The organism is Allobosea sp. UNC402CLCol (assembly GCF_000745475.1).
GTDB classification, from domain to species: Bacteria; Pseudomonadota; Alphaproteobacteria; order Rhizobiales; family Beijerinckiaceae; genus Allobosea; species Allobosea spartocytisi.
Map to the genome: position 1 here is coordinate 811,939 of NZ_JQJJ01000009.1, position 25,371 is coordinate 837,309.

General features: G+C 67.0%; 31 protein-coding genes. 14 read left to right on the top strand and 17 right to left on the bottom strand.

Going from position 1 to position 25,371, the window contains the following annotated elements:
- Positions 1 to 19 precede the first annotated feature (19 nt).
- Positions 20 to 553, top strand: a complete 534-nt coding sequence (locus GY40_RS11110; protein ID WP_038361813.1) for a hypothetical protein — start codon at positions 20 to 22, stop codon at positions 551 to 553.
- Positions 554 to 555: 2 nt separating this feature from the next.
- On the top strand, positions 556 to 936 hold the full coding sequence (locus tag GY40_RS11115; RefSeq protein ID WP_038361816.1) for a lysozyme inhibitor LprI family protein: 381 nt from the start codon (positions 556 to 558) through the stop codon (positions 934 to 936).
- On the opposite strand, the gene GY40_RS11120 is transcribed toward GY40_RS11115, so the two are convergent.
- The gene (locus GY40_RS11120; protein WP_197062728.1) at positions 918 to 1,463 is read right to left on the bottom strand and encodes a GNAT family N-acetyltransferase; all 546 of its coding nucleotides are present in this window, start codon (positions 1,461 to 1,463) and stop codon (positions 918 to 920) included. The genes GY40_RS11115 and GY40_RS11120 overlap by 19 nt on opposite strands.
- A gap of 108 nt (positions 1,464 to 1,571) precedes the next feature.
- On the opposite strand from GY40_RS11120, the gene GY40_RS11125 reads away from it, so the two are divergent.
- Positions 1,572 to 2,087, top strand: coding sequence for a CreA family protein (locus tag GY40_RS11125; RefSeq protein WP_038361817.1), 516 nt, complete (start codon positions 1,572 to 1,574; stop codon positions 2,085 to 2,087).
- A gap of 9 nt (positions 2,088 to 2,096) precedes the next feature.
- On the opposite strand, the gene GY40_RS11130 is transcribed toward GY40_RS11125, so the two are convergent.
- Positions 2,097 to 2,426 (bottom strand): hypothetical protein, encoded by a 330-nt coding sequence (locus tag GY40_RS11130; RefSeq protein ID WP_038361820.1) that lies wholly within the window; start codon positions 2,424 to 2,426, stop codon positions 2,097 to 2,099.
- A 313-nt stretch (positions 2,427 to 2,739) separates the two neighbouring features.
- On the opposite strand from GY40_RS11130, the gene cysS reads away from it, so the two are divergent.
- Both cysS and cimA read left to right on the top strand, forming a co-directional pair.
- Positions 2,740 to 4,221, top strand: a complete 1,482-nt coding sequence (cysS, locus tag GY40_RS11135; RefSeq protein WP_197062729.1) for a cysteine--tRNA ligase — start codon at positions 2,740 to 2,742, stop codon at positions 4,219 to 4,221.
- Positions 4,222 to 4,324: 103 nt separating this feature from the next.
- On the top strand, positions 4,325 to 5,935 hold the full coding sequence (cimA, locus tag GY40_RS11140) for a citramalate synthase (protein WP_038361825.1): 1,611 nt from the start codon (positions 4,325 to 4,327) through the stop codon (positions 5,933 to 5,935).
- A gap of 127 nt (positions 5,936 to 6,062) precedes the next feature.
- On the opposite strand, the gene GY40_RS11145 is transcribed toward cimA, so the two are convergent.
- Complete coding sequence (locus GY40_RS11145) at positions 6,063 to 6,407, bottom strand: hypothetical protein (RefSeq protein ID WP_112764095.1); 345 nt, start codon at positions 6,405 to 6,407, stop codon at positions 6,063 to 6,065.
- Positions 6,408 to 6,619: 212 nt separating this feature from the next.
- On the opposite strand from GY40_RS11145, the gene GY40_RS11150 reads away from it, so the two are divergent.
- From GY40_RS11150 to GY40_RS11165, 4 genes are all read left to right on the top strand, one after another.
- Positions 6,620 to 8,533: an ABCB family ABC transporter ATP-binding protein/permease gene (locus tag GY40_RS11150; protein ID WP_051987763.1), complete on the top strand. Its 1,914-nt coding sequence runs from the start codon at positions 6,620 to 6,622 to the stop codon at positions 8,531 to 8,533.
- Between the two features lie 133 nt (positions 8,534 to 8,666).
- Entirely contained in the window at positions 8,667 to 9,158 is a 492-nt protein-coding gene (locus GY40_RS11155; protein WP_038361833.1) for a hypothetical protein, read from the top strand.
- A 186-nt stretch (positions 9,159 to 9,344) separates the two neighbouring features.
- Positions 9,345 to 10,046, top strand: coding sequence for a phosphatidylserine decarboxylase (locus tag GY40_RS11160; protein WP_038361836.1), 702 nt, complete (start codon positions 9,345 to 9,347; stop codon positions 10,044 to 10,046).
- A 185-nt stretch (positions 10,047 to 10,231) separates the two neighbouring features.
- Positions 10,232 to 11,068, top strand: coding sequence for a CDP-alcohol phosphatidyltransferase family protein (locus GY40_RS11165; RefSeq protein WP_038361838.1), 837 nt, complete (start codon positions 10,232 to 10,234; stop codon positions 11,066 to 11,068).
- 27 nt (positions 11,069 to 11,095) lie between these two features.
- Here the strand turns inward: GY40_RS11165 and GY40_RS11170 are convergent, their stop codons facing one another.
- Positions 11,096 to 11,479, bottom strand: a complete 384-nt coding sequence (locus GY40_RS11170) for a hypothetical protein (protein WP_133561682.1) — start codon at positions 11,477 to 11,479, stop codon at positions 11,096 to 11,098.
- Between the two features lie 320 nt (positions 11,480 to 11,799).
- Between GY40_RS11170 and GY40_RS11175 the strand changes: the two genes are divergently transcribed.
- Entirely contained in the window at positions 11,800 to 12,411 is a 612-nt protein-coding gene (locus GY40_RS11175; protein ID WP_038361844.1) for a Maf-like protein, read from the top strand.
- 61 nt (positions 12,412 to 12,472) lie between these two features.
- Here the strand turns inward: GY40_RS11175 and GY40_RS11180 are convergent, their stop codons facing one another.
- The 5 genes from GY40_RS11180 to GY40_RS11200 form a co-directional block, all read right to left on the bottom strand.
- Positions 12,473 to 13,693, bottom strand: coding sequence for an MFS transporter (locus GY40_RS11180; RefSeq protein WP_038361847.1), 1,221 nt, complete (start codon positions 13,691 to 13,693; stop codon positions 12,473 to 12,475).
- Positions 13,690 to 14,019: a hypothetical protein gene (locus GY40_RS11185; RefSeq protein WP_038361849.1), complete on the bottom strand. Its 330-nt coding sequence runs from the start codon at positions 14,017 to 14,019 to the stop codon at positions 13,690 to 13,692. The genes GY40_RS11180 and GY40_RS11185 overlap by 4 nt, the downstream gene beginning before the upstream one ends.
- 1 nt (position 14,020) lies before the next feature.
- A complete protein-coding gene (locus GY40_RS11190; RefSeq protein ID WP_038361852.1) occupies positions 14,021 to 14,587 on the bottom strand; it encodes an isochorismatase family protein in 567 nt (188 codons plus the stop codon).
- Between the two features lie 42 nt (positions 14,588 to 14,629).
- Complete coding sequence (locus tag GY40_RS11195; protein WP_038361855.1) at positions 14,630 to 15,082, bottom strand: MarR family winged helix-turn-helix transcriptional regulator; 453 nt, start codon at positions 15,080 to 15,082, stop codon at positions 14,630 to 14,632.
- A 136-nt stretch (positions 15,083 to 15,218) separates the two neighbouring features.
- Positions 15,219 to 15,662 (bottom strand): GNAT family N-acetyltransferase, encoded by a 444-nt coding sequence (locus tag GY40_RS11200; protein WP_038361857.1) that lies wholly within the window; start codon positions 15,660 to 15,662, stop codon positions 15,219 to 15,221.
- Positions 15,663 to 15,929: 267 nt separating this feature from the next.
- Between GY40_RS11200 and GY40_RS11205 the strand changes: the two genes are divergently transcribed.
- Complete coding sequence (locus GY40_RS11205; RefSeq protein ID WP_038361860.1) at positions 15,930 to 16,751, top strand: SDR family NAD(P)-dependent oxidoreductase; 822 nt, start codon at positions 15,930 to 15,932, stop codon at positions 16,749 to 16,751.
- A complete protein-coding gene (yacG, locus tag GY40_RS11210) occupies positions 16,744 to 16,947 on the top strand; it encodes a DNA gyrase inhibitor YacG (protein WP_038361863.1) in 204 nt (67 codons plus the stop codon). Before GY40_RS11205 ends, yacG begins: the two co-directional genes overlap by 8 nt.
- A gap of 42 nt (positions 16,948 to 16,989) precedes the next feature.
- Here yacG and GY40_RS11215 read toward each other — a convergent pair whose 3' ends face one another.
- Entirely contained in the window at positions 16,990 to 17,178 is a 189-nt protein-coding gene (locus GY40_RS11215) for a hypothetical protein (protein ID WP_038362563.1), read from the bottom strand.
- 251 nt (positions 17,179 to 17,429) lie between these two features.
- Between GY40_RS11215 and GY40_RS11220 the strand changes: the two genes are divergently transcribed.
- Positions 17,430 to 17,696, top strand: a complete 267-nt coding sequence (locus tag GY40_RS11220) for a hypothetical protein (protein ID WP_038361865.1) — start codon at positions 17,430 to 17,432, stop codon at positions 17,694 to 17,696.
- An 8-nt stretch (positions 17,697 to 17,704) separates the two neighbouring features.
- Positions 17,705 to 17,992, top strand: coding sequence for a hypothetical protein (locus GY40_RS11225; RefSeq protein WP_038361867.1), 288 nt, complete (start codon positions 17,705 to 17,707; stop codon positions 17,990 to 17,992).
- Between the two features lie 66 nt (positions 17,993 to 18,058).
- On the opposite strand, the gene GY40_RS11230 is transcribed toward GY40_RS11225, so the two are convergent.
- From GY40_RS11230 to GY40_RS11260, 7 genes are all read right to left on the bottom strand, one after another.
- Positions 18,059 to 19,225, bottom strand: coding sequence for an NAD(P)/FAD-dependent oxidoreductase (locus GY40_RS11230; RefSeq protein WP_156115923.1), 1,167 nt, complete (start codon positions 19,223 to 19,225; stop codon positions 18,059 to 18,061).
- Positions 19,226 to 19,233: 8 nt separating this feature from the next.
- Positions 19,234 to 20,844: an FAD-dependent oxidoreductase gene (locus GY40_RS11235; RefSeq protein ID WP_038361872.1), complete on the bottom strand. Its 1,611-nt coding sequence runs from the start codon at positions 20,842 to 20,844 to the stop codon at positions 19,234 to 19,236.
- Between the two features lie 98 nt (positions 20,845 to 20,942).
- Positions 20,943 to 21,695, bottom strand: coding sequence for an amino acid ABC transporter ATP-binding protein (locus tag GY40_RS11240; protein WP_038361875.1), 753 nt, complete (start codon positions 21,693 to 21,695; stop codon positions 20,943 to 20,945).
- Between the two features lie 2 nt (positions 21,696 to 21,697).
- On the bottom strand, positions 21,698 to 22,549 hold the full coding sequence (locus GY40_RS11245; protein WP_038361878.1) for an amino acid ABC transporter permease: 852 nt from the start codon (positions 22,547 to 22,549) through the stop codon (positions 21,698 to 21,700).
- Positions 22,546 to 23,286 carry an amino acid ABC transporter permease gene (locus tag GY40_RS11250; protein ID WP_038361881.1) on the bottom strand — a complete coding sequence of 247 codons (741 nt, stop codon included), beginning with the start codon at positions 23,284 to 23,286 and terminating at the stop codon, positions 22,546 to 22,548. Before GY40_RS11250 ends, GY40_RS11245 begins: the two co-directional genes overlap by 4 nt.
- 118 nt (positions 23,287 to 23,404) lie before the next feature.
- A complete protein-coding gene (locus GY40_RS11255; protein ID WP_038361883.1) occupies positions 23,405 to 24,226 on the bottom strand; it encodes a transporter substrate-binding domain-containing protein in 822 nt (273 codons plus the stop codon).
- 88 nt (positions 24,227 to 24,314) lie between these two features.
- Positions 24,315 to 25,316 (bottom strand): GlxA family transcriptional regulator, encoded by a 1,002-nt coding sequence (locus GY40_RS11260; protein WP_112764102.1) that lies wholly within the window; start codon positions 25,314 to 25,316, stop codon positions 24,315 to 24,317.
- Positions 25,317 to 25,371 lie beyond the last annotated feature (55 nt).

Below are 25,371 nucleotides of genomic sequence, written 5' to 3' on the forward strand. Positions count from 1 at the left end.
CCGCGAGAGCCGAGACGCCATGATCGACCCCGTGCCGCTCTATTCCACAGCGATCCCGCTGGCCTTCTTCGTCTGGGGGCCGCTTCTCGTCGTGGTGCTGTTCTGGCTCGTCGGCTTCTGGTCGAACCGTCAGGGCGTGCCGCGCATGCTAGAGAGCGACTGGAACGGCTACAACGTCGCCGATGTCGAGAAGCTCTTCGGGCTCTATGGCGAGACGACGCGGGCGCGCTACCGCAACCGGGTGCTGCCCGCCGACGTCGCCTTCGCCTTCGTCTACGCCATCGTCGGAGCCATCCTGATCGCGGGGCTCGCGATGCGCGGGCAGCCCTGGTGGGTCGCGGCGCTCTGCGGCGGCGGCTGGCTCCTCGGCGGGCTTTGCGACGTGGCCGAGAATCTGGCGGTGGCCCGTCTTCTCGACAGATATCCCCGCGTCGAGGCCGGCGATGTCGCCTTCGCCAGCAGGATGACGCGGCTGAAGCTGGTCTTCTTCTCGCTCGGCATCATCGGCGCGCTGGTTGCCGCCTATCTCGTCTTCAAGCCCCTGGCGGCGTGACCATGCGGCGCTGGTGGCACTTCCTGCCGGTCCTCGTCGCTCTCGCATCCCCGGCTGCGGCCGACGAGGTCTACAAGCGCTGCATCGACGATTCGGACGGCACCAATCCGGCCTGGGGCGCCTGCGGCGGCGAATGGGTTGCGCGCGAGGACGCCAAGCTCAACGCGACCTGGAAGCGGCTCTACGGGGCGAGCGAGCCGAACACGAAGAAGGACCTGCTCGCGGAGCAGCGCGCCTGGAACGCCTTCAAGGAGAAATCCTGCAGGTTCTACGGCAATGGCGATTTCGGGCGGGAAGGGCAGGTCCTGCATTTTCCGGCCTGCCGCGCGGAGGTCATCGCCCGGCGTACCGAGGCGCTGAAACGCTATGAGGCCGGGCCCTGACGCCGCTCGGGGCGCCCGAGGCGCAGCCGGGTCGCGACCACAGGTGGCGTGCCGATCAGGAGCTCGGCCCGAGTTGGTGCCGGCTCGAAACCCAGCCGGGCTGCAAGCCGCAGCGACGCCGCATTCTCCGGATGGGTGGTAATGAGGATCTCCGGCAGGGCGAGGGCCTCGAAGCCATGGCGCAGCAGGCAGGCGGTCGCTTCCCGGGCATAGCCCTTGCCCCAATGCCGCGTGTCGAACCGATAGCTCAACTGGGCGACGTCCATGTCATTGCCATCGGGAATTAGCCCGACATAGCCGGTGAAATCTGCCGGATCGATCTTGGCGAAGACCGACCAATAGCCGAGCCCGCGTGCGACATGGGTGAAGCTGCGCGCGGCGACGGCGTCCCGTCCCATCGCCGGGTCGTCGATCGAGGCGATATGGCGCATCACCTGCGGATCGGCGTTCATCCGGGCAATGGCATCGAGATCGTCGAGCCGGCGCGGCCGCAGCAACAATCTCTCGCTTTCCAGCTCGGGTAGCATTGGTCGCCTCTGCTTTGATGTGGGGGCGGCTGCAGAACTCTGGTGCGCCGGCGCGGGGCTTCCCATATCCTGCCGGGCGCCGAACCGAAACGCGCCGGGAGAATGGGAATGTTGCTTCGTCGTTGGATCCTGGCTGCGTTGGCCGTTGCTCTGTCCGGGGCGTTCGTGGCGCCGGCCATGGCGCAGGAAGACCTGATCTTCAAGAAATCGACGGTCTGGAAGGCGCTGACGCCGGACGACAAGCTCGCCGTCTACGGCGTCGACGATCCGCTCGTCGAGGGCGTGGCCTGCCACTACACCGTGCCGGAGAAGGGCGGCGTCAAGGGCATGTTCGGTGTGGCCGAGGAGGTCTCGGAGGTTTCGCTGGCCTGCCGGCAGATCGGGCCGATCAAGTTCAAGGAGAAGGCCGAGCAGGGCGATGTCGTCTTCCGCGAGCGCCGCTCGCTGATCTGGAAGAAGATGCAGATCGTGCGCGGCTGCGACGCCAAGCGCAACGTGCTGGTCTATCTGGTCTATTCGGACAAGCTCATCGACGGCTCGCCGCAGAATTCGACCTCGACCGTGCCGATCATGCCCTGGGGCAATACCGGCGATGCGCCGAAATGCAGCGACTGGATCCGGTAGGCGAGGGGATTATTCGCCGCAGGTGATGCTGAGCGGCTGCTCGGCGGCTGCCGCCGGGGTCGGCTTGGTCACCGTGCCGGTGAAATCGGCACGGTCGGCGATGCCGAAGGTCACGGCCTTGCCGAAGCCCTGCGATTCGCACCAGGCATTGGCGACGATCTTGCCGCATTCCGACCGGGTCGAGATGCAGTCGGCAACGCCGTAGCCGTCGCTGGCGGGAATCAGGAAGGTGCGCTGTTCGCTGGGGGCGGCGGCAGGGCGGCTCATCGGCATGATCGAGAGCGAGATGCCGGCGACGGCGATCCCGAGCAGTCCGACGAAAGCCACGGCGCGGCGCATGGGGTGAGATTCCTGAGGGCGACGGGCGGGAGACCCCGAGAATCGGGAGGATGGTTCCGGCCGGTTAAATTTGCGTGAATGGCGGCGGCGATGTTGCGGCGCAGCAAGTCGGGCGCCCTCTTGACGGAAAGCGCGCGGACAGGCAATCACTTTTCCCCATGACGCGAGCCGCCATCAACAGCCCTTGCATTATTTGCCGCTAGCTTTCGCTGGCCGGCTGCTCACGTCCTCGTCCTGAAAACGAACAGACAAAAGCGCCCCGGCCAGCGGCCAGGCTGTTTCTTGTCTTCTGTCGTTTCGTTCGTTCCAGGATTTGCCCCCGATGTCGCCGACCCTGAGGCTCTACAACACGCTGACGCGGACGAAGGAGGATTTCGCTCCGGTCGATCCGCAGAACGTGCGCATGTATGTCTGCGGCCCGACGGTCTACGACTACGCCCATATCGGCAATGCCCGCCCGGTCATCGTCTTCGACGTGCTCTACCGGCTTTTGCGGCACGTCTACGGGCCCGAGCACGTCACCTATGCCCGCAACCTCACCGACGTCGACGACAAGATCAACGCCCGTGCGGCGCGCGACTTCCCCGGTCTGCCGCTGAACGAGGCGATCGCGAAGGTCACCGCGACCACCACGGCGCAGTTCCATCATGATGTCGACGCGCTCGGCAATCTGCGCCCGACGAGCGAGCCGCGCGCCACCGAGCATATCGAGGAAATGCAGGCGATCATCCATAGGCTGATCGCGCGGGGCGTCGCCTATGTCGCCGAGGAGCATGTGCTGTTCCACGTCCCCGCGGTGACGCATCTGGCGAAGGCGCCGAAATACGGCTCGCTCGCCCGCCGCTCGCTCGACGAGATGGTCGCCGGCGCGCGCGTCGATGTGGCCCCTTACAAGCGCGATCCGATGGATTTCGTGCTCTGGAAGCCGAGCCGCGAGGGTATCGACCCCGGCTGGCTCTGGCCGAACGGCGCGCCGGAGGGGATCACCCGCCCCGGCCGCCCGGGCTGGCATATCGAATGCTCGGCCATGTCGATGGCGAAGCTGCTCGCGCCCTTCGGTGGCGGCTTGTCATGCGACGATCCGGCGAAGAACGTCTTCGACATCCATGGCGGCGGCATCGACCTCGTCTTCCCGCACCATGAGAACGAGATCGCCCAGTCCTGCTGCGCCTTCGGCGGCGGGGAGGGGGCGCCGCGCATGGCCAATATCTGGATGCATAACGGCTTCCTGCAGGTCGAGGGCGAGAAGATGTCGAAATCCCTCGGCAACTTCGTCACGATCAACGAACTGCTGGCGACGGAAACCTTCGGCGGCCGCAAATGGCCGGGCGAGGTGCTGCGCCTCGCGATGCTGAAGACGCATTACCGCCAGCCGATCGACTGGACGGTGAAGGCGCTGGAGGAGGCGGAGAAGACGCTGCAGGACTGGGCGGGAGCCGCACAGGGTGTGGCAGCTTCCCAGCCTTCCGTCGAACTGCTCGACGCGCTGGCCGACGATCTCAACACCGCCCGCGTGCTGGCCGAGCTCCACGCGCTCCGCAAGTCCGATGATCTGCCGGCGCTACTGGCGGGCCTCGATCTGCTCGGCATCAAGCTGCCAGAGCTGGCAAAACCTGTTGCCGTCGCGCCGGAGGTCGAGCGCCTGATCGCCGCCCGTCTCGACGCCCGCCGCACGAAAAACTTCGCCGAATCCGATCGCATCCGCGACGAACTCGCCGCCATGGGCATCGCGCTCAAGGACGGCAAGGACCCGGCCACCGGCGAGCCGACGACCACCTGGGAGGTGAAGCGATGAGCCCGAAGATCCGTCCTGCCGGCTCGCTGTCGCTCGCCATCAAGCTCGTCATGCTGGCCATGGTCGTGCCGCGCGTCGTTCGCTTCAAGCTGAGGCGCGGGCGATGAGCCAGATCACCGAACGCTGCCGCATCCATCTCTTCGACACGACGCTGCGCGACGGCGCGCAGACCACCGGCGTCGACTTCTCGCTCGACGACAAGCGCGCCGTCGCCGCCCTGCTCGACCGGCTCGGCGTCGATTACGTCGAGGGCGGCTATCCCGGCGCCAACCCGCTCGACACCGCCTTCTTCGAGGAGAAGGCGACGAAGCAGGCGAAATTCGCCGCCTTCGGCATGACCAAGCGGGCAGGGCGCTCGGCCGCCAACGATCCCGGCATCGCCGCGCTGCTGGCGGCGAAGGCCGACGCGATCGTTTTCGTCGCCAAGGCCTGGGACTACCATGTCCATGTCGCGCTCGAGATTTCGCTGGAGGACAACCTTGCCGGTATCCGCGAGAGCGTCGAGGCGGCGAGGGCCGCTGGCCGCGAGGTGATGCTCGATTGCGAGCATTTCTTCGACGGCTACAAGGCCAACCCCGATTATGCGCTCGCCTGCGCCCGCGCGGCCTATGAGGCCGGTGCCCGTTGGGTCGTGCTCTGCGACACCAATGGCGGCACGCTGCCCGACGAGATCGGGGCTATCGTGCGCGAGGTCGCCAAGGTCGTGCCGGGCGACCATCTCGGCATCCATGCTCATGACGATTGCGGCTGTGCCGTCGCCAATTCGCTGGCGGCGGTCGAGGCCGGAGTGCGCCAGATCCAGGGCACGCTGAACGGGCTGGGCGAGCGCTGCGGCAATGCCAATCTCGTCACGCTGATCGGCGCGCTGAAGCTGAAGGAGCGCTATCGCGAGCGCTTCGCGCTCGGCGTCGACGAGAGCCAGCTCGCCGATCTCGCCCATGTCTCGCGCGCCCTCGACGAGATGCTGAACCGCGCGCCGAACCGCCACGCGCCCTTCGTCGGCGCCTCGGCCTTCGCCACCAAGGCCGGCATCCACGCCTCCGCCGTGCTGAAGGATCCGCGCACCTATGAGCATGTCCTGCCCGAGGCGGTCGGCAACACCCGCAAGGTGCTGATCTCGGATCAGGGCGGCAAGTCGAACCTCGTGGCGGAGCTGGAACGGATCGGCCTGACGCTCGGCCGCGACGATCCCCGGCTCAATCGCGTGCTGCAGGAGGTCAAGGACAAGGAGGCGCAGGGCTATGCCTTCGAGGGCGCCGACGCCTCCTTCTTCCTGCTCGCCAAGCGCATTCTGGGCGAGCTTCCGGCCTATTTCGAGATCGAGCGCTTCACGGCCAATGTCGAGCGCCGCTACAACGCGCTGGGCGAGCTCGTCACCTTCTCCGAGGCGATCGTCAAGGTGAAGGTCGGCGACGACGTGCTGATCTCGGTCGCCGAAAGCGTGCTCGGACCGGTCAACGCGCTCGATCTCGCGCTGCGCAAGGATCTCGGCCGCTACCAGTCGCTGATCGGCGGCCTCAGGCTGGTGGATTACAAGGTCCGCGTCTTCCAGGGCGGCACGGACGCCGTCACCCGTGTGCTGATCGAATCCGGCGACGAAACCGGCGAGCGCTGGACCACGGTCGGCGTCAGCGCGAACATCATCGACGCCTCGTTCCAGGCGCTGGTGGATTCGATCACCTACAAGCTGGTCAGGGCCGGCGCGACGGCGTGAAAGCCCACGCCCGTCATGCTCGGGCCTGACCCGAGCATCTCTTGCCAGAGGAGGCTCTAGAACCTCATCGTCCGGAGATTCTCGGGTCTGTGCTTCGCTTCGCCCGAGAATGACGGTTCCCGGGAGGTCACTCCGTCAGACGGATCACGCGGTCCTTGCACAGATCCATGTCAGCGTCGCTCGTGGCCTCGTCGTCGAACTGCGCCTGCACCGTATAGCTGCAGCCCTGCGGCTTGTTGAGCTTGAGTGCGACGCTCTTGCCGGGAGCGAGCGGCTTGGCGAGCTTCGCCACGAGTCGGGGCTGGTCGCCCGCCGTCGCGATCGCGAAATTGCTCAAGGGCACCGTGCGCTGATTGGTGATGGTGATCTGCGGATGAGGCCGCGTGGCCTGCGCCGCGGCCGGCAGGGCGAGGCCGAGAGCAGCCCCTAAACCCAGCCCGATCACTGCAAGATTGCGGAATACCATGGTCATGTCTCCCCATTCGAGAGCGTTGAGCGCTCTTTCGCGAGGAGACATTCTCCGTTCGACGAGAACAAGGCAACTCCGGGGCGCCAGTTTACGCGGGCGCCTCGCTTCTGCTGTTTCGCAACAGCCTCCAGGCGCAATGCCCCCCTTGCAACAAGCCGCATGCATGGACGCGGAATTGCGCCTATATGGGCCGCATAAACTGGAATCGCTCGAAAATGTCCGTGCCCGCAGCGCCGTCCCCGGTGCCGAGCCTCGCTCGTTCCGTCGTCATCAAGCCGGGCTCCGGCTTCATCGCCACCTTCCGTGCGCTCTGGCCCTATCTCTGGCCGGCGGAAAGAGCCGATCTGCGAGGGCGCGTCGTCGCGGCCTTCGGGCTGATGCTGATCGGGCGCCTGATCCTGATGGGCGTGCCCTTCAGCTTCAAATGGATCACCGACGCGCTGGCCCAGACCCATTCCAGCGTCGAGAACTGGCTGCCCTGGCTCGTCGGCGCGCCGCTGGCGCTAACGGTGCTCTACGGTCTGGCGCGGGTCGGCTCCTCGGCCTTCGTGCAGATGCGCGACGCGATCTTCGCCCCGGTCTTCATGCATGCGGTGCGCACGCTGGCGCTCCAGACCTTCGGGCACCTGCATTATCTCTCGCTGCGCTTCCATCTCGAGCGCAAGACGGGCGGGCTGACGCGCGTGCTGGAACGGGGCCGCAACGGCATCGAGGAGATGGTCCGGCTCGGCCTCAACCAGCTCGTGCCGGTCATCGTCGAGGTCGCGCTGATCATCGCCGTGCTGCTCGCGCTGTTCGACTGGCGCTATGTCGCGGTGCTCGTCACGATGGTCGTCGCCTACATGACCTACACCATCAAGGCGACCGAGTGGCGTATCGCCATCCGCTCGGCGATGAACGAATCCGACACCGACGCCAATTCCAAGGCGATCGACTCGCTGCTCAACTACGAAACGGTGAAGTATTTCGGTGCCGAGGCCCGCGAGACGGCGCGCTACGACGTGGCGATGGCGCGCTATGAGCGCAACTCGATCAAGTCTTACACCTCGCTCGCCTTGCTGAATTTCGGCCAGGCCACGATCTTCGCCGTCGGGCTGACGCTGTCGATGCTGATGGCGGTGCGCGGCTTCCAGGCTGGCACCAACACGGTCGGCGATCTCGTGCTGATCAACTCCATGCTGATCCAGCTCTATCTGCCGCTGAACTTCATGGGCACCGTCTATCGCGAGATCAAGCAGGCGACGCTCGACATCGCCGAGATGTTCTCCCTCATCGGCCGCGATCCGGAAATTCAGGACAAGCCGGGCGCGCTGCCGTTGCAGGTGCCGGCCGGCGAGGTCGTCTTCGACAACGTGCATTTCGCCTATGTGCCGGAGCGGCCGATCCTGCGCGGCATTTCCTTCAAGGTTCCGCCCGGCCGCACCGTCGCCATCGTCGGCCCCTCCGGCGCCGGCAAATCGACGATCTCGCGGCTGCTCTTCCGGTTCTACGAGCCGCAGAAAGGCCGCATCCTCATCGACGGCCAGCCGATCGCCGATATCCAGCAGGTGAGCCTGCGCGCCGCCATCGGCATGGTCCCGCAGGACACGGTTCTGTTCAACGACACCATCGAATACAACATCCGCTACGGCCGCCCCGAGGCGACGATGGAGGAGGTCGAGGACGCTGCCCGCCTCGCCCAGATCGACCGCTTCATCCGCACCTTGCCGGAGGGGTACGCCACCTCCGTCGGCGAGCGCGGCCTCAAGCTCTCCGGCGGCGAGAAGCAGCGCGTCGCCATCGCCCGCACCATCCTGAAGGGACCGCCGGTGCTCGTCCTCGACGAGGCGACCTCGGCGCTCGATTCCTTCACCGAGAAGGAGATCCAGGACGCGCTCGACCGGGTGAGCGAGGGGCGCACCACGCTGGTCATCGCGCACCGGCTCTCCACGGTGGTCAATGCGGACGAGATCATCGTGCTCGACAAGGGCGTCATCGTCGAGCGCGGCCATCACCGCGACCTGCTCGCGGCGGACGGCGTCTATGCTGCGATGTGGAACCGCCAGCGCGAGGTCGACGAGGCCAAGGCGACCCTCCAACGCGCGACGCAGGAAGAAGGCGAGAGCGTCAGGGTCACGCTGGCGCAGTGACGGCGTGGGCCTGCCCGGCGCGGCAGGCTCGCCTTTCGATCGGCCCCGATGACATCGGCGCGGAGTGGCGTCGCGGGCCGGTTTCGGTCATGATGCGCCTCGGGAAGCAGCATCGAGCGGCTTGGGGGCTGTCATGTTCGATCCGACGACACTGGTTGGCTTTCATACCTGGTTGAGCCTGATCGCCATCGTCGCCGGCTTCCCGGTGACGGCGGGGTTGTTGAAGGGCCACACCAAGCCCGGCTGGACCGGAATCTTCCTCTCGACCGCCTTTGCCACGAGCGCGACGGGCTTCGCCTTTCCGGTCAGCGGCATCCTCCCGTCGCATATCGTCGGCGCGATCTCGCTGGTGCTGATCGTCGTGGCGGGCGTCGCGCTTTACGCGAAGATGCTCGAAGGAGCGTGGCGGCGGATCTATGCGATCACGGCCGTGCTCGCCTTCTATCTTCTGATGTTCGTCCTGGTCGCTCAGCTCTTCCTCAAGCTGCCGGCGCTGCATGCGCTCGCTCCGACCGGCTCCGAGCCGCCCTTCGCCATCGCGCAGGGCATCCTGCTCGTCGTCTTCGCCTGGCTGACCTGGCAGGCGGCGCGGCGCTTCAATCAGGTCTGGCACCCCGCGCATTGAATGCCGGGCCGCCCGGCATTTCGTCTTTCCGGGGATGAAGGGGCCCGCGCCGGAGCGCCGCGGCCTTCCGCTCTTTCCCTCGCGGCGGGAAGGCCCTAAATCAGCGCAGCGCCCGCGCTGGCTTCCCAGCGCTGCGGCAAGCCCATTCCCGCGTGCCTCGCGCCGCCAAGAACAGCGGAACTCTCCATGTCCCTCGTCGATTCCGTCCGCAAGGTGATCGTGCCCATCCACAAGGAGGGCTATGTCTTCATCGCGATCGGGCTGGTGGCGACCATCATCCTCGCCAATCTCTGGTCGCCCTTCGGCTGGATCGGCGCGATCATCACCGTCTGGATCTGCTATTTCTTCCGCGATCCCGTCCGCATCACGCCGCAGCGGGAAGGGCTGGTGATTTCGCCGGCCGACGGCCGCGTCAGCCAGATCGCCACGGCCCTGCCGCCGCCGGAACTCGACCTGCCGGCCGAGCCGATGACCCGCGTCTCGATCTTCATGAACGTCTTCGACTGCCATGTGAATCGCAGCCCCGTGCCCGGCCGCCTCCTGAAGATGGCCTATACGCCCGGCCTCTTCCTGAACGCCGAGCTCGACAAGGCGAGCGATGACAACGAGCGCAACGCGCTGGCGATCGAGACGCAGGCCGGTACCATCGCCGTCGTCCAGATCGCCGGATTGATCGCGCGGCGGATCGTGCCCTTCGTCAAGGAAGGCGACGTGCTGGCGACCGGCGAGCGCTTCGGCCTCATCCGCTTCGGCTCGCGCGTCGACGTCTATCTGCCTGCCCATGTCGTGCCGCTGGTCGGCGAGGGGCAGACGGCGATCGCCGGCGAGACCGTGCTGGCCGATCTTGCCGGCAACGAGGCCATCCTGCGGACGTTCCGCGGAATCTGACCGGCGGTGAACCGCGTCATTCTCGGGCGCCCGCAGGGGAACCCGGGAATCTCGGGACGGTAAGGGATCGGAGACTCCAGAGCCCCGTCGGTTCGAGATGCTCGGGTCGAGCCCGAGCATGACGCCGCCGATGCCGTTATCTCCCCGCCTAGCTTCCGCCTGCAAAACCGCGTATTTCGGCTCGCATGAGCGACCTCTTTCCTCCCTTCGAGCCCGAGCGCCTCGAGCCGAAGCGCGCGCGTTTCAAATCGATCCCGTTCCGGCTGATCGCGCCGAACCTCGTCACGCTGCTGGCGCTTTGCCTCGGCCTGACGGCGATGCGCCTCGTGGTCGAGGGCAAGCTCGAGACCGCGACGATCTGCATCCTGATCGCGGCGGCGCTCGACGGCATCGACGGCCGTCTCGCGCGCATGCTCAAGGGCACCTCCCGCTTCGGCGCCGAGCTCGATTCGCTCTCGGATTTCGTGAATTTCGGCGTCGCCACTGGCTATGTGCTGTGGATCTTCGTCCTGCACGACCTGAAATCCTTCGGCTGGATCATCGTGCTGACGCTGGCCTGCGCCATGGCGCTCAGGCTCGCGCGCTTCAACGTGATGATCGACGATCCCAACCGGCCCGACTGGCAGAAGAACTTCTTCGTCGGCATGCCGGCCCCGGCCGGCGCCATCACCGCCATGCTGCCGGTCTATTTGCAGGCGATCGGCGTTCCGGTGCAGGAATACGGAGCGCCTTTCGTCGGGCTCTACATCCTCTTCATCGCCTTCCTGACGATCTCGCGCATCCCCTGCTATGCGGGCAAGACGCTGGGTGCGCGCATTCCGCGCGACATGGTGCTGCCGATCTTCGTCGCGGTCGTGGTGGTCGCGGGGCTGCTCTTCGCCTACACCTTCGAGGTGCTGACGCTGGTGGTGGTCGCCTATCTCGCGCTGATCCCGCTCAGCGTCGCCCGTTACCGCAAGCTCGAGCGCGAGCATGCCGCGTCAGCGACCCTGCCGGAGGAGACGCCGGAAAGCGCCGCCTGACGGATAGTATCTGCTAGGCTGATCGCTCTAACGGCGCCGGCCGGTCAGCCGGGCCGCGTTGGCGCGGGTGCGGCGGGCGAAAGGCTCGAGCGTGCTGTTCGCCACCTTGGCGGCGGCCTCGCTCAGATCGATCTGCGCCAGCGGGTTCAGCGCCAGGCCCCACCAGAACATCGTGGCGGCGCAGCTCGCGGCGAAGCTGCTTTCCACCACCGCCGACACTTTCTCGACCACGGCCTTCGTCGCCTCGCGCTGGCCCGACGAATCGCCGAGAGCGCCCTTCATCAGGATCGGCATCCGCATGGCGATGGTGAGCCCGGCCTCGGCCTGCATCGCCAGGACGCGCGTGGCGAGCGCCTGCGCCTCCACCCCAGCCGGGGCGGCGGGGCGCAATGGCTTGCGCGATGTTGGCATGAGGCGAACTCCGGAGAATAGGGCCGAGAGGCGGTGGAGCATCGATGAAGGGCGCGTAGTGTGGCGCGGCCGGAGGCGCTTGGCAATGGCTGGTATACCAGCTGTCCAGCCCGTTATCTGTGCAGATCGCGGATGGCGCGCAAACGACGACCCACCCGCCGGCGCATCGCCGCAAGGGTTTCGGATTTATTAGCGCGCCGAAATACTCTAAAGCCTGAGACATCCGATCGTCATCGTCATCCGATCGTCCTGCAAACCGGAATGTGGCCGAGCCGCCCTTGAGTTTCTTTTCCCCGCCCAAACAACCTGGCTGGCGGCCGATGCTGGTGCTGGCCTCGGCCTCGCCCCGGCGGCTCGCTTTGCTCGAACAGGCCGGCCTTAAGCCTGATGCGCTGCTGCCGGCCGATCTTGACGAGACGCCCCACAAGTCCGAGCGCCCGCGCGATCTCGCCCGCCGCCTCGCCCGCGAGAAGGCGGAAGCCGCGCGGGAGGGCGCAAAGGCGCGCGCCGACCTCGAAGGCTGCTACATCGTCGCGGCCGACACCGTCGTCGCCGTCGGCCGGCGCATCCTGCCCAAGGCCGAGATCGTCGACGAGGCCGCCGCCTGCCTGCGCCTGCTCTCGGGCCGTGCCCACCGCGTCTATACTGGCGTGGCGCTGGTCACGCCCTCGGGCGCGATTCGGGACCGGATCGTCGAGACGCGGCTGCGCTTCAAGCGTCTGTCGACCGAGGATATCGAGCATTATCTCGCCTCCGGCGAATGGCGCGGCAAGGCGGGCGGCTATGCCATCCAGGGCATTGCCGGCTCCTTCGTCATCAAGCTCGTCGGCTCCTATACCGGTGTGGTCGGCCTGCCGCTCTACGAGACGGTGAACCTGTTGGGCGGCGAGGGCTTCCCGATCCGCTTCGGCTGGATGAATCTGGAGGCCTGAGAGGGCCATTTGGCCCCACGCGAGAGATCCGTGCAGGGCGGCCGCATCTCCTGGGGTTGGCTCAGGCGCGATTGGATTGCCGGAGGAGGAAGCCGGCGGCCACCGCGGCGGCGGCGAAGCCGGACGCGGCCCCGACGCCGAGCGCCCAGCGGGGGCCGAAATGATCGGCGACCCATCCCACGATTGGCGCGCCGATCGGCGTGCCCCCGAGCGCGATGCCGATGCGAAGCGCCATCACGCGCCCGCGCATGGACGGCGCGGTCGAGAGCTGCATCAGGCTGTTGGTCGCGCTGGTGAGGGTCAAGGTGGCCACGCCGATCACGACGAGCGCGCCGGCGAAGAGCCGGTAGCTTGGCGCAAGGGCGGCGAGGGTGCAGCCGAGCCCGAAGACGCCGGCGGCCGGCAGGAGCGAGCCGAACTCGATCCTGTCGCGGCCGGCGGCGATCAGGGCGCCGGACATCGTGCCGACCGCCATGATCGACGACAGCAGGCCGAAGGCGCGCGCATCGGCGTGGAAGACGCCGACCGCCATGGTCGAGATGAAGATCGGGAAGTTCAGGCCGAAGGTCCCGATCAGGAACAGCATGACCAGGATCGCCTTGAGGTCCGGGCGGCCCCGGACATAGCGGAAGCCTTCCAGAAAACTCCCTTTGGCGCGCGCTGCCCGCGCATTGGGGCGCAGCTCGGAGACGCGCAGCCGGAAGAGGGAGATCAGCACCGCCACGAACGAGGCCCCGTTGATCAGGAAGGCCCAGCCCGTGCCGACCGCGGCGATGGTCAGGCCGGCGATCGCTGGCCCGACCATGCGCGCGGCGTTGAAAGAGGTCGAGTTGAGCGCGACGGCGTTGGGCAGGTCCTCGTCGCCGACCAATTCGGCGACGAAGGTCTGGCGCACCGGCGCGTCGAAGGCGGCGGCGCAGCCCTGAAGAAAGGCGAGCGCATAGACCTGCCAGAGCTGGACGACGCCGGCCACCGTCAGGCCTCCCAGGATCAGGGCCAGGGCGCCCATCGCCGCCTGGGTCGCGATCAGCAGCTTGCGCTGGTTGAAATGGTCGGCGGCGAAGCCGGTCCAGGGCAGGAGGAGAAGCTGCGGCCCGAACTGGAGCGCCATCACGACGCCCACGGCCGAGGCGCTGTGCGGCGTGAGCTGGGTCAGCACGAGCCAGTCCTGGGCCATGCGCTGCATCCACGTCCCGACATTCGAGACGAGCGCGCCACCGGCCCAGAGCCGGTAATTGGGGCTCCGGAGAGACCGGAAGACGCCCGCCCCGAGGGCGTTCATGAGCGTTCTGGCGTGTTCCCACCGTTGAAGCGGCCGAACAGCCGCGCCGTCAGGAGGGCCAGCAGGAACATGCCCAATCCCAGCGCCGCGGCGTCCGAGGCGTCACGCAGGTCGAACGCGCCGACACGGCAAACGAGAAGATAGCCGACGGCGAGGTTGAAGAACCCCCAGAGCACGTTGACGGTCGAGGAGGACAGGCCTTGCCCGGGCGGCTTGGCGAAGGGGCTCTGGAACGGCTTGCCCATCATGCCGCTGACGAGGTGCGGAACGGCATTGGCCAGGAACGCCCCGCCGAAGACATAGGGCGCGAGATGAAGCCACGGCATGTCATGCGCTCCTTTCTTGCAGGAGGTCGATGATCTCCTGGCTGGTTCCCGTCTCCCCCAGTCGCGGGAAGACGTTCTTGATGCTGTAGTCGTGAGCCTCGGGGCGCATGTCGGTCATGGCGTCGATGGCGAGGGTGACGTTGAACCCCTGCTCATAGGCCTGGCGCGCCGTCGCCTCCACGCCCGTCCCGGTGGCGACGCCGAGAACGACGACCTGGGTGACGTCCGCCGCCTTCAGCCGCCTTTCGAGGTCCGTGCTGGCGAAGGCCCCCCAGCTTCGCTTGGTCACGACGATGTCGTCGGGCTGCTGGCCGAGCTCGGGGATGAAGTCGGTGAAGTCCTGGCTGAACGCGCCGCTGTGACGCGGCGGTTGCTCCGTGCGGCCCGGCGCGCCGCCGGCGACGTTGATCAGCACGACCGGCAGGCCGCGCTCGCGGAAGGCGTCGATCAGCGCCCGGGCCCGCCGCACGACCGCGACGATGGAATGGGCGAGGGGGGAGCCGGCAATGCCCTTCTGCAAATCGACGACGAGCAGGGCGGTCCTGGGGTCGATGGTCGTCAGCGCCATGGGATGTTCTCCTGAGAGGCGTGATCTCGGCGGGGCCGGACCTCAGTCGTCGGCGATCCGTTTGAGCAGGCCGATCGCCGCGGCGAGGGTTTCCAATTCGTCGCGGGAAAGCCGCGCCTGGAGCCTTCGCGACAGCCAATCCTGCCGCGCCGCGCGGCCCTCCTGAATCCATTGGCGGCAGGTCTCCGTGAGCGACAGGAGGGTCTGTCGCCCATCGGCCGGGTCCGGCGCGCCGCTGACCAGTTTCGCGGCTTCGAGCGCGGCGATGACCGTGGCCATGGACTGCGGGCGCATGCCCTCGGCGCGCGCGAGGCTGGACGTGGTGGCCTGCCCCTCCTTTTCCAGGCGAAGGAGCACCGACACCTGGGAGGGCGTCAGATCCCCGCCGCCCGCCTGCTCGCGCAGCCGGCGTTTCAGCTTGCCCACCAAGGCGCGAAGCTCGGCCGCCAGGGCGGAGGCGCGTGCGAAGCTGGACTCGTCCGAGGAAATATCCATGGCGGCTGAATGCCATATATGCAGATAAACTGTAAAGCTAAATTTTACAGCTTATCTGCATATATGCCCGACCGGCGCTCGGGCCTGGCGCGCTCCGCCTGTTCGCGGAGCGGCAAGGCCGCTGACTCCGCCCCATCTATTGCGACTGATAGAGATCCGCCCGGAGGATTTCCATGAAGCGCGAGGGGGCTCCGAGCGGTCCAAATCCAAACTGGCTATACAGGCCGTGGGCGTCCGAGGTGAGAAGCAGGAGGCGCCGCAAGCCCTGCAGATCATCGTGCTCGATGACGCTCTGCATCAGCCATTTGGAAAGCCCCTTGCCGCGATGCTCCTTGAGAATGAACACGTCGGCAAGCAGCGCGAAGGTCGCCTTGTCCGTCACCACCCGCGCGAGACCGATCTGGGCCGCGCCGGCATAGACTCCGAAGCAGAGCGAGTTCGCGACGGCTTTTTCGACGGTCGATCGCGGCACGCCGCGCGCCCAGTAGCTCTCTTCCGAGAGAAACCGGTGAATGACAGCGATGTCCAGCCGCCCGGCGTCGGTGGAAATCTCGTAACCCGCCACGGTGTCGTGCTGCATATGTCCGGCTCCTCGCGCGTCGAATGTCTGAACGCCGAGCGATGCTGTGCGGCCGAGCCCGGCATTCATAGGATGGAATTGCCGGGTCCCGTGCTGAGAGCAAGGCTGAGGTGGCGGCGCGGGGACATCTCGAGCTGCCGCCAGGGGCTCCTTGCCATGCATCGCGCAGCTCAGCCCTGACCCGCTCTTGCACCCCGCCCCATAACCCCTGATCCTGCCCCTGCAAGCGCGCCGGCCTCACAAGGCGCGCCTCCAGGAGGAACACATATGACGGGACGTCTCAGGGGCAAGGTCGCGATCGTGGCCGGGGCCGGGTCGATCGGGCCGGGCTGGGGCAACGGCAAGGCGACCGCGACGGTTTTCGCCCGCGAGGGCGCCAAGGTGATCTGCGCCGACATCAACCGCGACGCCGCCGAGGAGACCGCTGCCATCATCCAGAACGAGGGCGGCCAGGCCTTCGCCGTGCAGGCCGACGTCACCAGGGCGGACCAGGTCGCCGATCTCGTCGGCCGCGCGCTCGGCCGCTATGGCCGCATCGACATCCTCGACAACAATGTCGGCATCGCCGAGGTCGGCAGCGTCGTCGACCTGCCCGAGGAGACCTGGGAGCGCGTCTTCCGCGTCAACCTCACCGGCGCCTTCCTGGCGATGAAGCATGTGATTCCGGTGATGCTGCGCCAGTTCGAGGAGGCCGGCGAGGGCGGCTCGATCATCAACATCTCCTCCATCGCCTCGATCCGCCACACCGGCGTGCCCTATGCGAGCTATTCCACCACCAAGGCCGGCCTCAACCAGCTCACCCGCACCACGGCGGCGCAATATGCTCCACAGAAAATCCGGGTGAACGCCATCCTGCCCGGGCTGATGAAGACCCCGATGGTCGAGCATTCCGCCGGGCTGGCGCAGGCCTATGGCGACGGCGATATCGAGGCGATGTGGGCTGCCCGCGCGGCGCAGGTGCCGATGGGCCATATGGGCGAGGCCTGGGATGTCGCCAACGCCGCGCTCTTCCTTGCCAGCGACGAGGCGCGCTATGTCACGGGCATCGAGCTCGTCGTCGACGGAGGCATTACGCTTAAATATGGCTGAAACCGAGAAGAAGCCGCCGGCCGAACGGCCGTGCCCGATCTGCGGCAAGCCGGCAGTGGAACGCTATCGCCCCTTCTGCTCGCCGCGCTGCGCCGATATCGACCTCGGCCGCTGGCTCAAGGGCAGCTATGTGATTCCCGGCGAGCCGCTCGAGCAGAGCGACGAGGCCGCGCCCTCGCGCGACAAGGAGGAGTGAGGAATAGGCCGGCGCCTGCGGACCGGCGCCGGCAGGCAGGCTCTACCCGAGAGCCTCGCGTCGCTTCAGGAGTTCGTTGAGCAGATCCTGCTGCTCGGCGATCCGGTTGGCGATGGTTTCCTCCACTGCAGCGCCGGCTGCGCCGGTGGCCTGCTCGGTCAATTCGGCAATGTTGCGCCGGGCGATGGCGATCCGGGCATCCAGATCCTGCTGCGTCGCATTCTCAGGCATGGGGGGCTCCATAGCTTCCTGCATCGGAACGATCATGTTCCGCACGATACGATCATGCACCGCCGGCATCGTCGGTGCCCGGTTTTTTCATCGAGCCGCGTGATTATTCTCCCGCAGCTTCGCGGCTCGCGTCCAGTGCCGGACGTCACCGATCCGGCTTTGAGCGACACAGGTCCTGCAATGCGCGCGGATGGTTGTTCATCGTCAAGGCTGGGGGGTTTCCTGACGATCACGATGCGCTATTTTGAGGAATGGCCGACTTTCCTGGGATCATCCGCTCGCCTCTCTCGCAGACCATCACGCATGATGGCATCACCGTGCAGGTCGAGATCTATCGCCTCGAGGGGACCGAGGGCTGGACGCTCGAACTGGTCGATGCCGAGGGCGGCTCGACGGTCTGGCAGGACAGCTTCGCCACCGATGCCGAAGCCTTCGCCGAGTTCATGGACGGGGTCCGCCAGCTCGGCCTGGCCAAGCTGATCGATCCCGACGAGGACGACATCGCGACGGTGCATTGAGGCCCGCAATGGCTCGCTATACGGACGAGCTCGCAGCGATCGTCGCCTATGAGCAGGAGTTGCGCCGCCGGATCGGTGAGCGCCTCGCGCTGGAGCGCGGCGAATCGACCCGCGACGGCCTTTCCGAGGAGCAGGTCGCCCTGGCCGATGCCGCTATCCTGGCCTGGCAGCAACAGGGTGAGGAAGAGCAGGACCTGCATGCCTTCAGGGCGATGGGGCCCCTTCAGGAACTGCTCGTCGAGCATCGTGCCGCTCTCGACAGGATCGACGACATCCACGACCGCAGGCTCTCATGACGACCGGCGGGGATAACTTTCCGACACTCGTTCGAGGCTCCGGCTACGTCGCCGGCGAGCACTGTCTCACGCAGCCAGAACTTCCGCTGCCGCCGTCACCTGCCAGCCCTGCAATTCGCGCCAGTTGGGCTCCAGCGCGGCGAAGCGCGACAGCTTGAAGCTCGAAATGTCGGCGAAGCCGCATTCGCCGTCGACGACCAGATCGCGGATCGCGTGGCCGCTCGCCGGTGAGAGGCCGAACCCGACGCTCGACAATGTCGCGACCACGACATTCGCCTGCGAATCCAGCCGGTCGATGACGGGGCGGCCATCGGGCGTGTTCTCGATGACACCGGCCCAGGAACGGATGATCCGGGCATGAGCCGCCTTGGGCAGAAGCTCGGCCAGGCGCTTGCCCATATGCAGCATCAGCGGCGTGGTCGGCTTCGCTGGCGTGCCTTGCTCAGCCAGTGCGAGCCATTCATGCGGGCCGCCGCCATAGGCGAGATTGCCACGCAGGGTCTGGCGCCCGTAGAGGCCGCAGCCATCGACGCCGCCGAGCGGCATCAGCGGCAAGGGCTCCGTCACGATCATCTCGCAGCGGGCCGACTGCACCGGCACCTCCTGCCCGAGCAGCGCCGAGAGCCGCCCGGTCTGCGGGCCGGCGGCGAGCACGAGGCTGTCGCAGCCGATGACGCCGCGATCGGTCTCGACGGCGGTCACGCGCCCGCCTTCGCTGCGGAAGCCGGTGACGGTGGTGTGCTGCAGGAGACGCCCGCCATGATCCTGCATCGCCCAGGCATAGCCCTGCAGCGTGCGGTGCGGGTTGGCATGGCCGCCGAATTTGTAGTGGTAGCCGCCGACGATGGTGTCGCCCGCCAGCGGCACCATCTCCTTGGCCTGCCTGACGTCGAGCACCTCGGATTGGAAGCCCTGCCGCTCGGCATTGCGCAAGGCGCGGCCGTAAAGCGCCATCTGGTGTTCGCTGGAGGCGAGGCGGATGCGCTCGCCCCGGAACTCCGTGGGATAGCCGAGCATGTCGTCCAGGATCGGCCAGAGCCGCTGCTCCTCGGCAAAGAGCGGCGAGTGGTGGTGCGAGCAGCCGCCGCCATTGCGGCCGGAAGCCTCCCAGCCGATCAGGCCCTTCTCCAGCACCAGCACATCGACGCCATCGCGCGCCAGCCACCAGCCGGCGGAGAGGCCGGTGACGCCGCCGCCGACGATGACGACCGAAGCTCCCTTGATCTCGTTCATCATGGCTCTCACTCGCTCGCGACGGGGCCGGTCGCGTCGTTGCCCGCGACGGTGTAGCGTTCCGGCACCTCCCAGAACGGTCGCCACTGCGCATGCATGCCGAACCAGGTGTCCCAATGCTCGGCCTGCTCGGGCGCTTCCGGGACGGATAGCGTCATGGACAACGGCATCGGGCGAGTCGGAGCCCGGTAGCCGGCAAGGGGGATCGCCGAGAGCGGTTGCGCGGCGCCGAGCGCCAATAGCGCCGCGACCTGCTCGCGGCAGCGGCGACCCTGGCAGGGGCCCATGCCGGCGCGGGTCAGGCGCTTGACCTGGTCGGGATTGGGCGGGCCGTCGCCGAGCAGCGCCGCGAGGGAGCGGTCATTGCGGCGCTCGTTCTGCCAGTCCAGATAACGCGGCGGCCGGACCTCGAGAATCTCGCGGGCCGTCACCTCCTCGCATTGGCAGACATGAAACTCCGCGCGGGCCTCGACGACGCTCGCACGGACCCAGGCCAGGCGATAGGCGCTGATATCGTATTCCGGCGCCGGCGGTTGCGAGGCTGTTACTGTGATCGCCTCCGCGTCGAGGGCCGCGACGGCGCAGGCGGCTTCAGCCTCGGCGATCGCGCGGTCGCGGGTCTTCGCGGCCCAGATGCCGGCGCAGTCGCCGACCGCATGGACATTCGCGATGTTGGTGCGCTGGTTCGCATCGAGGACCGGCGCATAGCCTCCACGCTCGGGCTGGAACGCGACCTTGCCGCCAGCGGCATCGAGCAGGTCAATGACCGGGGTCGTGCCGACGGCGAGCACGATGCCGTCGCAGGCGAGGCTGCGTTCCTCGGCCGAAGGCTTTCCGGCCTCGTCGAGCCTTGCGAGCAATGCCGCCTCGACACCGTCGCGGCCGGCTGCCTCGCGCACGACATGGCGGGTCAGAATCTCGGTTCCGCCCTCGCGCAGGCTGGCCAGCAGCGCCGCGTCGCCAACGATCTCCGCGGCCTGCTCGACGACTGCCGCAATGCTGGCGCCAGCCTCCCGCAAGGCGAGCGCCGTGCTCAGCGCTTCCGTGCTCGAGCCAAGAACGACGAGCTTGCGCGGACCGAGCGCGCCGTAGCGCGTGGCCAGAGCAAGCGCGGCGGTGGCGCCCGTCACCCCCGGCTTCTCCCAGCCGGGGAAGCCGAGCCCCATGTCGCGCCGGCCGCAGGCGAGGATGACGTGCCGCGCCTGGATGAGAAAGCTGCGCTCCTCATCGGCCAGGCCCGCGACGAGGCCGGGCATCCAGCCGAGAGCCGGGCCATTAGCGTAGAGCCCCCAGCAGGCGGTGCCGAGGCGGACATCGATGCCGGCCTCGAAAGCCTCCGCAATCCGCGGTTCGGAGGCCACGAATGCCTCCATCATGGCGTTGCGATTGCGGGCGCTGGCTGCCATGCCCTGCCCGAAATGCAGCGGCACCTCATCGCCCATCGTCTTGAACGGGACGGGGTTCTCGTCGACCAGCAGCACGCCGAACCCGCGCGCAGCCGCCCCGATCGCGGCTTCGAGGCCGGCCGGACCGGCACCGACGACGAGGACATCGACATTTGCGTCGATGGTCAGGGGCTTGCCGGTGACGGATTTGGGATCTGAGGCCGGGATGTTCATGGGTACCCCTCTCGAATGACGCCGTTCATTCCTGAGTCGATGGCCTGTGGCGGCTGGCCAAAATGCGATATCGGCCCGCCCGGAGACGGCATGGCGCGTCAGAGAACCTGTTCAAGGAAGGCACGGGTGCGCGTCTCGCGCGGCGCGCCGAAGAATTCGGCCGGCGGCGCGTGCTCGACGATCACGCCGCCATCGGTGAAATAGACATGGTCGGCGACCTCGCGGGCGAAGCCCATCTCATGGGTGACGAGGATGCAGGTCATGCCCTCCGCCGCGAGATCGCGGATGGTGACCAGCACCTCCTTCTTGGTCTCGGGGTCGAGCGCGGCGGTGACCTCGTCGAACAGCATCACCTTGGGGTTCATCGCCAGCGAACGGGCGATGGCGACGCGCTGCTGCTGCCCGCCCGAGAGCTCGCCCGGATAGGCGTCGTGCTTATGCGAGAGGCCGACCTTGGCGAGCAGGCGCCTGGCCCGCTCCTCGACCTCGGCGCGGTCCTGCTTCAGCACATGGACCGGCGCCATCATCACGTTCTGCAGCGCGCTCTTGTGCGGGAAGAGATTGTACTGCTGGAAGACGATGCCGACATCGCGGCGCAGCGCCAGCTTGTCGAGCGCGGGGTCGTTGACCTGCCGGCCGGCGACCGTGATCGAACCCTTGCTGATCGGCACCAGCGCGTTGATGCAGCGCAGCAGCGTCGACTTGCCCGAGCCCGAGGGGCCGATGATGCAGACGGTCTCACCGCGGCGGATGGTCAGGCTGACGTCCTTCAGCACCGGGAAGGCGCCGAAGGCTTTTTCGACGCCCTCGACCACGACGACCGGCTCGCCGAGTTCATGCTTGGCAGCCATGGTCATCCCTTCACGTTGAAGCGGCGCTCGATCGCCATGGTGAGCCGGGCGATCGGGTAGCAATAGGCGAAGAACATCAGCAGAAGCAGCAGGTACATCGGCAGCATGAGATCGGGCCGGCTCTCGGCGACGAGGGCGGCGCGCGTCACCGTCAGCCCGTCCTGGATGCCGACGACCGAGATCAGTGTCGTGGCCATGGTCAGGATGGCGTAGAGGTTCATCCAGGGCGGGATCATCCGCTTGAAGGCCTGCGGCAGGATGATCATCCACATCGTCTGACGCCGCGTGAAGGCGAGCGCCTCGGCCGATTCCCATTGGCCGGAGGGAATCGAGCGGATGCCGCCGCGTACGATCTCCGAGACATTGGCCGCGACCGGCAGCGCGAGCCCGATGATCGCCTTGACCCAGGCCGGAAAGGCGATGGTGAACGGGCCGAGCCTGATCTCGAAGGGCAGCAGGAACATCGCGTAGAACAGCAGGACGAGCCAGGGCGCGTTGCGGAAGAACTGCGTCGCGGCCCAGGCGGGCTTGCGCAGAGCCGCTGAAGGCGAGACCTGCCCGATGCCGAACAGCACGCCGACAGCCGTGCCCAGCGCCATCGAGAGGAAGCTGATCAGCAGGTTGAACAGGAAGCCCTGGAAGATCAGCGGCGCCCAGCGCAGCAGGATGGTGAAGGCCCCGTCGCGGGTTGCCGGCCCGGTGGCCTGGGCGACAGCCAGCGAGGCGGCGAAGAGCAGCGCGATGCTGGCGACGACACCGAAGCTCAGGATCGCCGGCGCGGCGAGCCCGCTCGATGCGATCGGCACTGCGCGAAACGGTTTCAGGACGGGGAGGTCGGTGGCGCCGGTCTTCATGGCATGTAACCGGGAATGCGCATGGCCTTCTCCCAGCGATGCATCACCCAGACCAGCACGGCGACCAGCAGCACATAGGTCACCAGCAGCACGTTCATCATCTCACGGACGTTGAAGACCTCGGACCAGATCTGCGACGCCGCATAGAGCAGTTCCGGCACGCCGATCGCATAGGCGAGGGTGGTGGTCTTCACGAGGTTGACGAGGTTGTTGTTCAGCGCCGGCAGGCAGATGCGGAAGGCCAGCGGCAGCACGATCTGGCGCCAGAGCTGGAAGCGCGTGTAGCCGAGCGATTCTGCCGCCTCGACCATGGTCTCGGGCACCGCTTCGATCCCGGCGCGGAAGATCTCGACGTTGAACGCTCCGGCGAAGAGCGAGAAGGCGATGATCGCCCAGCCGGTGCCGCTGACGAAGGGGGACTGCCCGCCGAAACCGTCCGACACGGTGGGCAGCAGGCCGCCGACGGCGAAGTAGAAGAAGGAGAGCTGCACCAGCGGCGGCGTGTTGCGGAAGAACTGGACGTAAGCCCGCACCAGAAGCCGACCGAGCCGCGAATGGCTGCCGGCGACCCAGACACCGACAAGTCCGATCGCGAGCGAGGCCAGGATGGACACGACGCAGATATAGCTCGTGGTCCACAGCCCGGTCAGGAAGCGGGAGCGGTCGAAAGCGTCGTAGAAGATCGAGAAATTGAGGCCATGAACATCGTTCAGGCGCTCGAAGAAGGCGGCGATCATGTCCGAAACCTCGGGCGGCCTTGGTGCGTCATGGTCGGGCTTGACCCGACCATCTCGGAAACCAGAGCCCTCTGGTCATGAGATTCTCAGGCGCAAGCCCGAGAATGACGCCCCGAGATTACGCGCCGCCCTTCAGCTTCTTGTTGGTCTCGATCAGGTACGGGCTCTGCTTGATGCCCCATTTGCTCTCGAGCGCCAGCAGCTTGCCGCTCTTGTGCCACTCGACCGACATGTCCTTGAGCAGCTTGCCGAAGCCGCCTTCGAGATCGTCGAGCCGCACGCCGATCGCCCAGAGCTGCGGGTCCTCGGAGGTCAGCGGCATCTCGTAATTGGCCCATTTCGGATCGCCGCCCGACAGCGTCGAGACGATCAGCGTGTCGTCGAAGAGGAAGGCGACACAGTTATTGCCCTGCAGGGCGTTGAGCCCGTCCGGCACCGAGGGGAACACGACGAGGTCCGGGGAATACATCTGCGAGACCCGGCGGTTGTAATAGGCGCCCTGCACGGCGCAGACCTTGCGGCCCTTGAGGTCTTCCCACTTCTTCAGCCCCGCGCTCTTGGGCGCGAGCACATTGGTGGCGCCGGCATAATAGTTCGGCTCGATCATGCCGATCTGCTTGCGTCGCTCGGCCGTGTCGCCGAGCGTCGCCAGGATCATGTCGATGCGGCCCTGGCGCAGGAACTCGATGCGGTTGGCGGCGATGACGGGGACCATCTCGAGCTTGACGCCGAGCTTGTCCGCCACCTCCTGCGCGAGATCGATCTCGAGGCCGACGATCTTGCCCGACGGATCGAGGAAGCCCCAGGGCTTGTAGTCGTTCTTGACGCCGACGGTGAGGACGCCCTTCTCCTTGATCTTGGCGAGCGTGTCCTGCGCGAGGGCGGGCATGGCGGCGAGCGTGGCGGCTACAGCGAGCGCCAGAGCGGTCAAACGTTTCATCGGTCGCGATCCCCTGTCTTTTTTTGAAGCCCTAGACTTCCGGTGGATCGACGCGTGGAATTGACCCCATGCGACGCTTTCTTGACATTCAGCGTCGAGCGATGGGGTGCTGCGGCAGTCTCTCGGATCGCGGCGGATAGCCGAAGCGCCCGCTATAGCTGCGGGAGAAATGGCTGGCGCTGGCGAAGCCGCAGGCGAGCGCGATTTCCAGGACGGAAAGGCTGGTCTGCCGCAGCAGGTCGCGCGCGCGGTCGAGGCGCAGCCCCAGGTAGTGCTCGCCGAGAGAACGGCCGAGATGTTGCCGGAACAGGCGCTCGAGCTGGCGCAGCGAGACATTGGCGAGCCGGGCGAGGGCTTCGCGGGGCTCGGGATTCTCGATCGTCTGCTCCATGCGGCCGATGACCCGCAGCAGCGGAGCATGCGCGATGCCGAGCCGCTCGCGCAGCTTCATGCGCTGGGGGTCTGCGCCCTCCCGGACCTGGGTTTGCAGGAACCATTCGCTGACGGCCAAAGCGAGGTCGCTGCCATGCTCGCGGGCGATCACGGCATGCATCATGTCGAGCGGGGCGGTGCCGCCGCTGCAGGTCAGCCGGTCGCGGTCGATTTCGTAAAGCGAGCGGCGCAGATCGAGGTCGGGGTATTCTTCCAGGAACGCGGCCGCGTGCTCCCAGTGGATGGTGAACCGGTAGCCGCTCAGCAGATTGGCCCGCGCCAGCAGATAGGGCCCCCCCGAAACGCCGCCGATCCGCACGCCGCGCCTAGCCTGCTGCCGGAGCCAGGAGAAGGTCGGCTGATGATGGAAGAGCGCCGGATTTCCTCCGGCGCAGACGAAAAGATAGTCGAGCCGAAGCTCGGCACCGATATTGGCGTCCGGTGCGATGGCGACGCCGTTCGAGGCCGGGGCGGGCGTTCCGTCGATCGAGATGTGGCTCCAGCGGTAGAGCGAATGGCCGGAGAGCCGGTTGGCCGCACGCAACGGCTCGATCGCCGAGGCATAGGGCAGCAGCGCGAAATCCGGGATCAGCAGGAAGCCGACATGGGTCGGTGCGCTGTCGTCGCTAACGGGCAATCGGATGTCGCTATCGAGCATGTCGCGGAGCCTATGTCGGTCAATCTCCGGATGACAAGACCGCCCGGACCCCTCG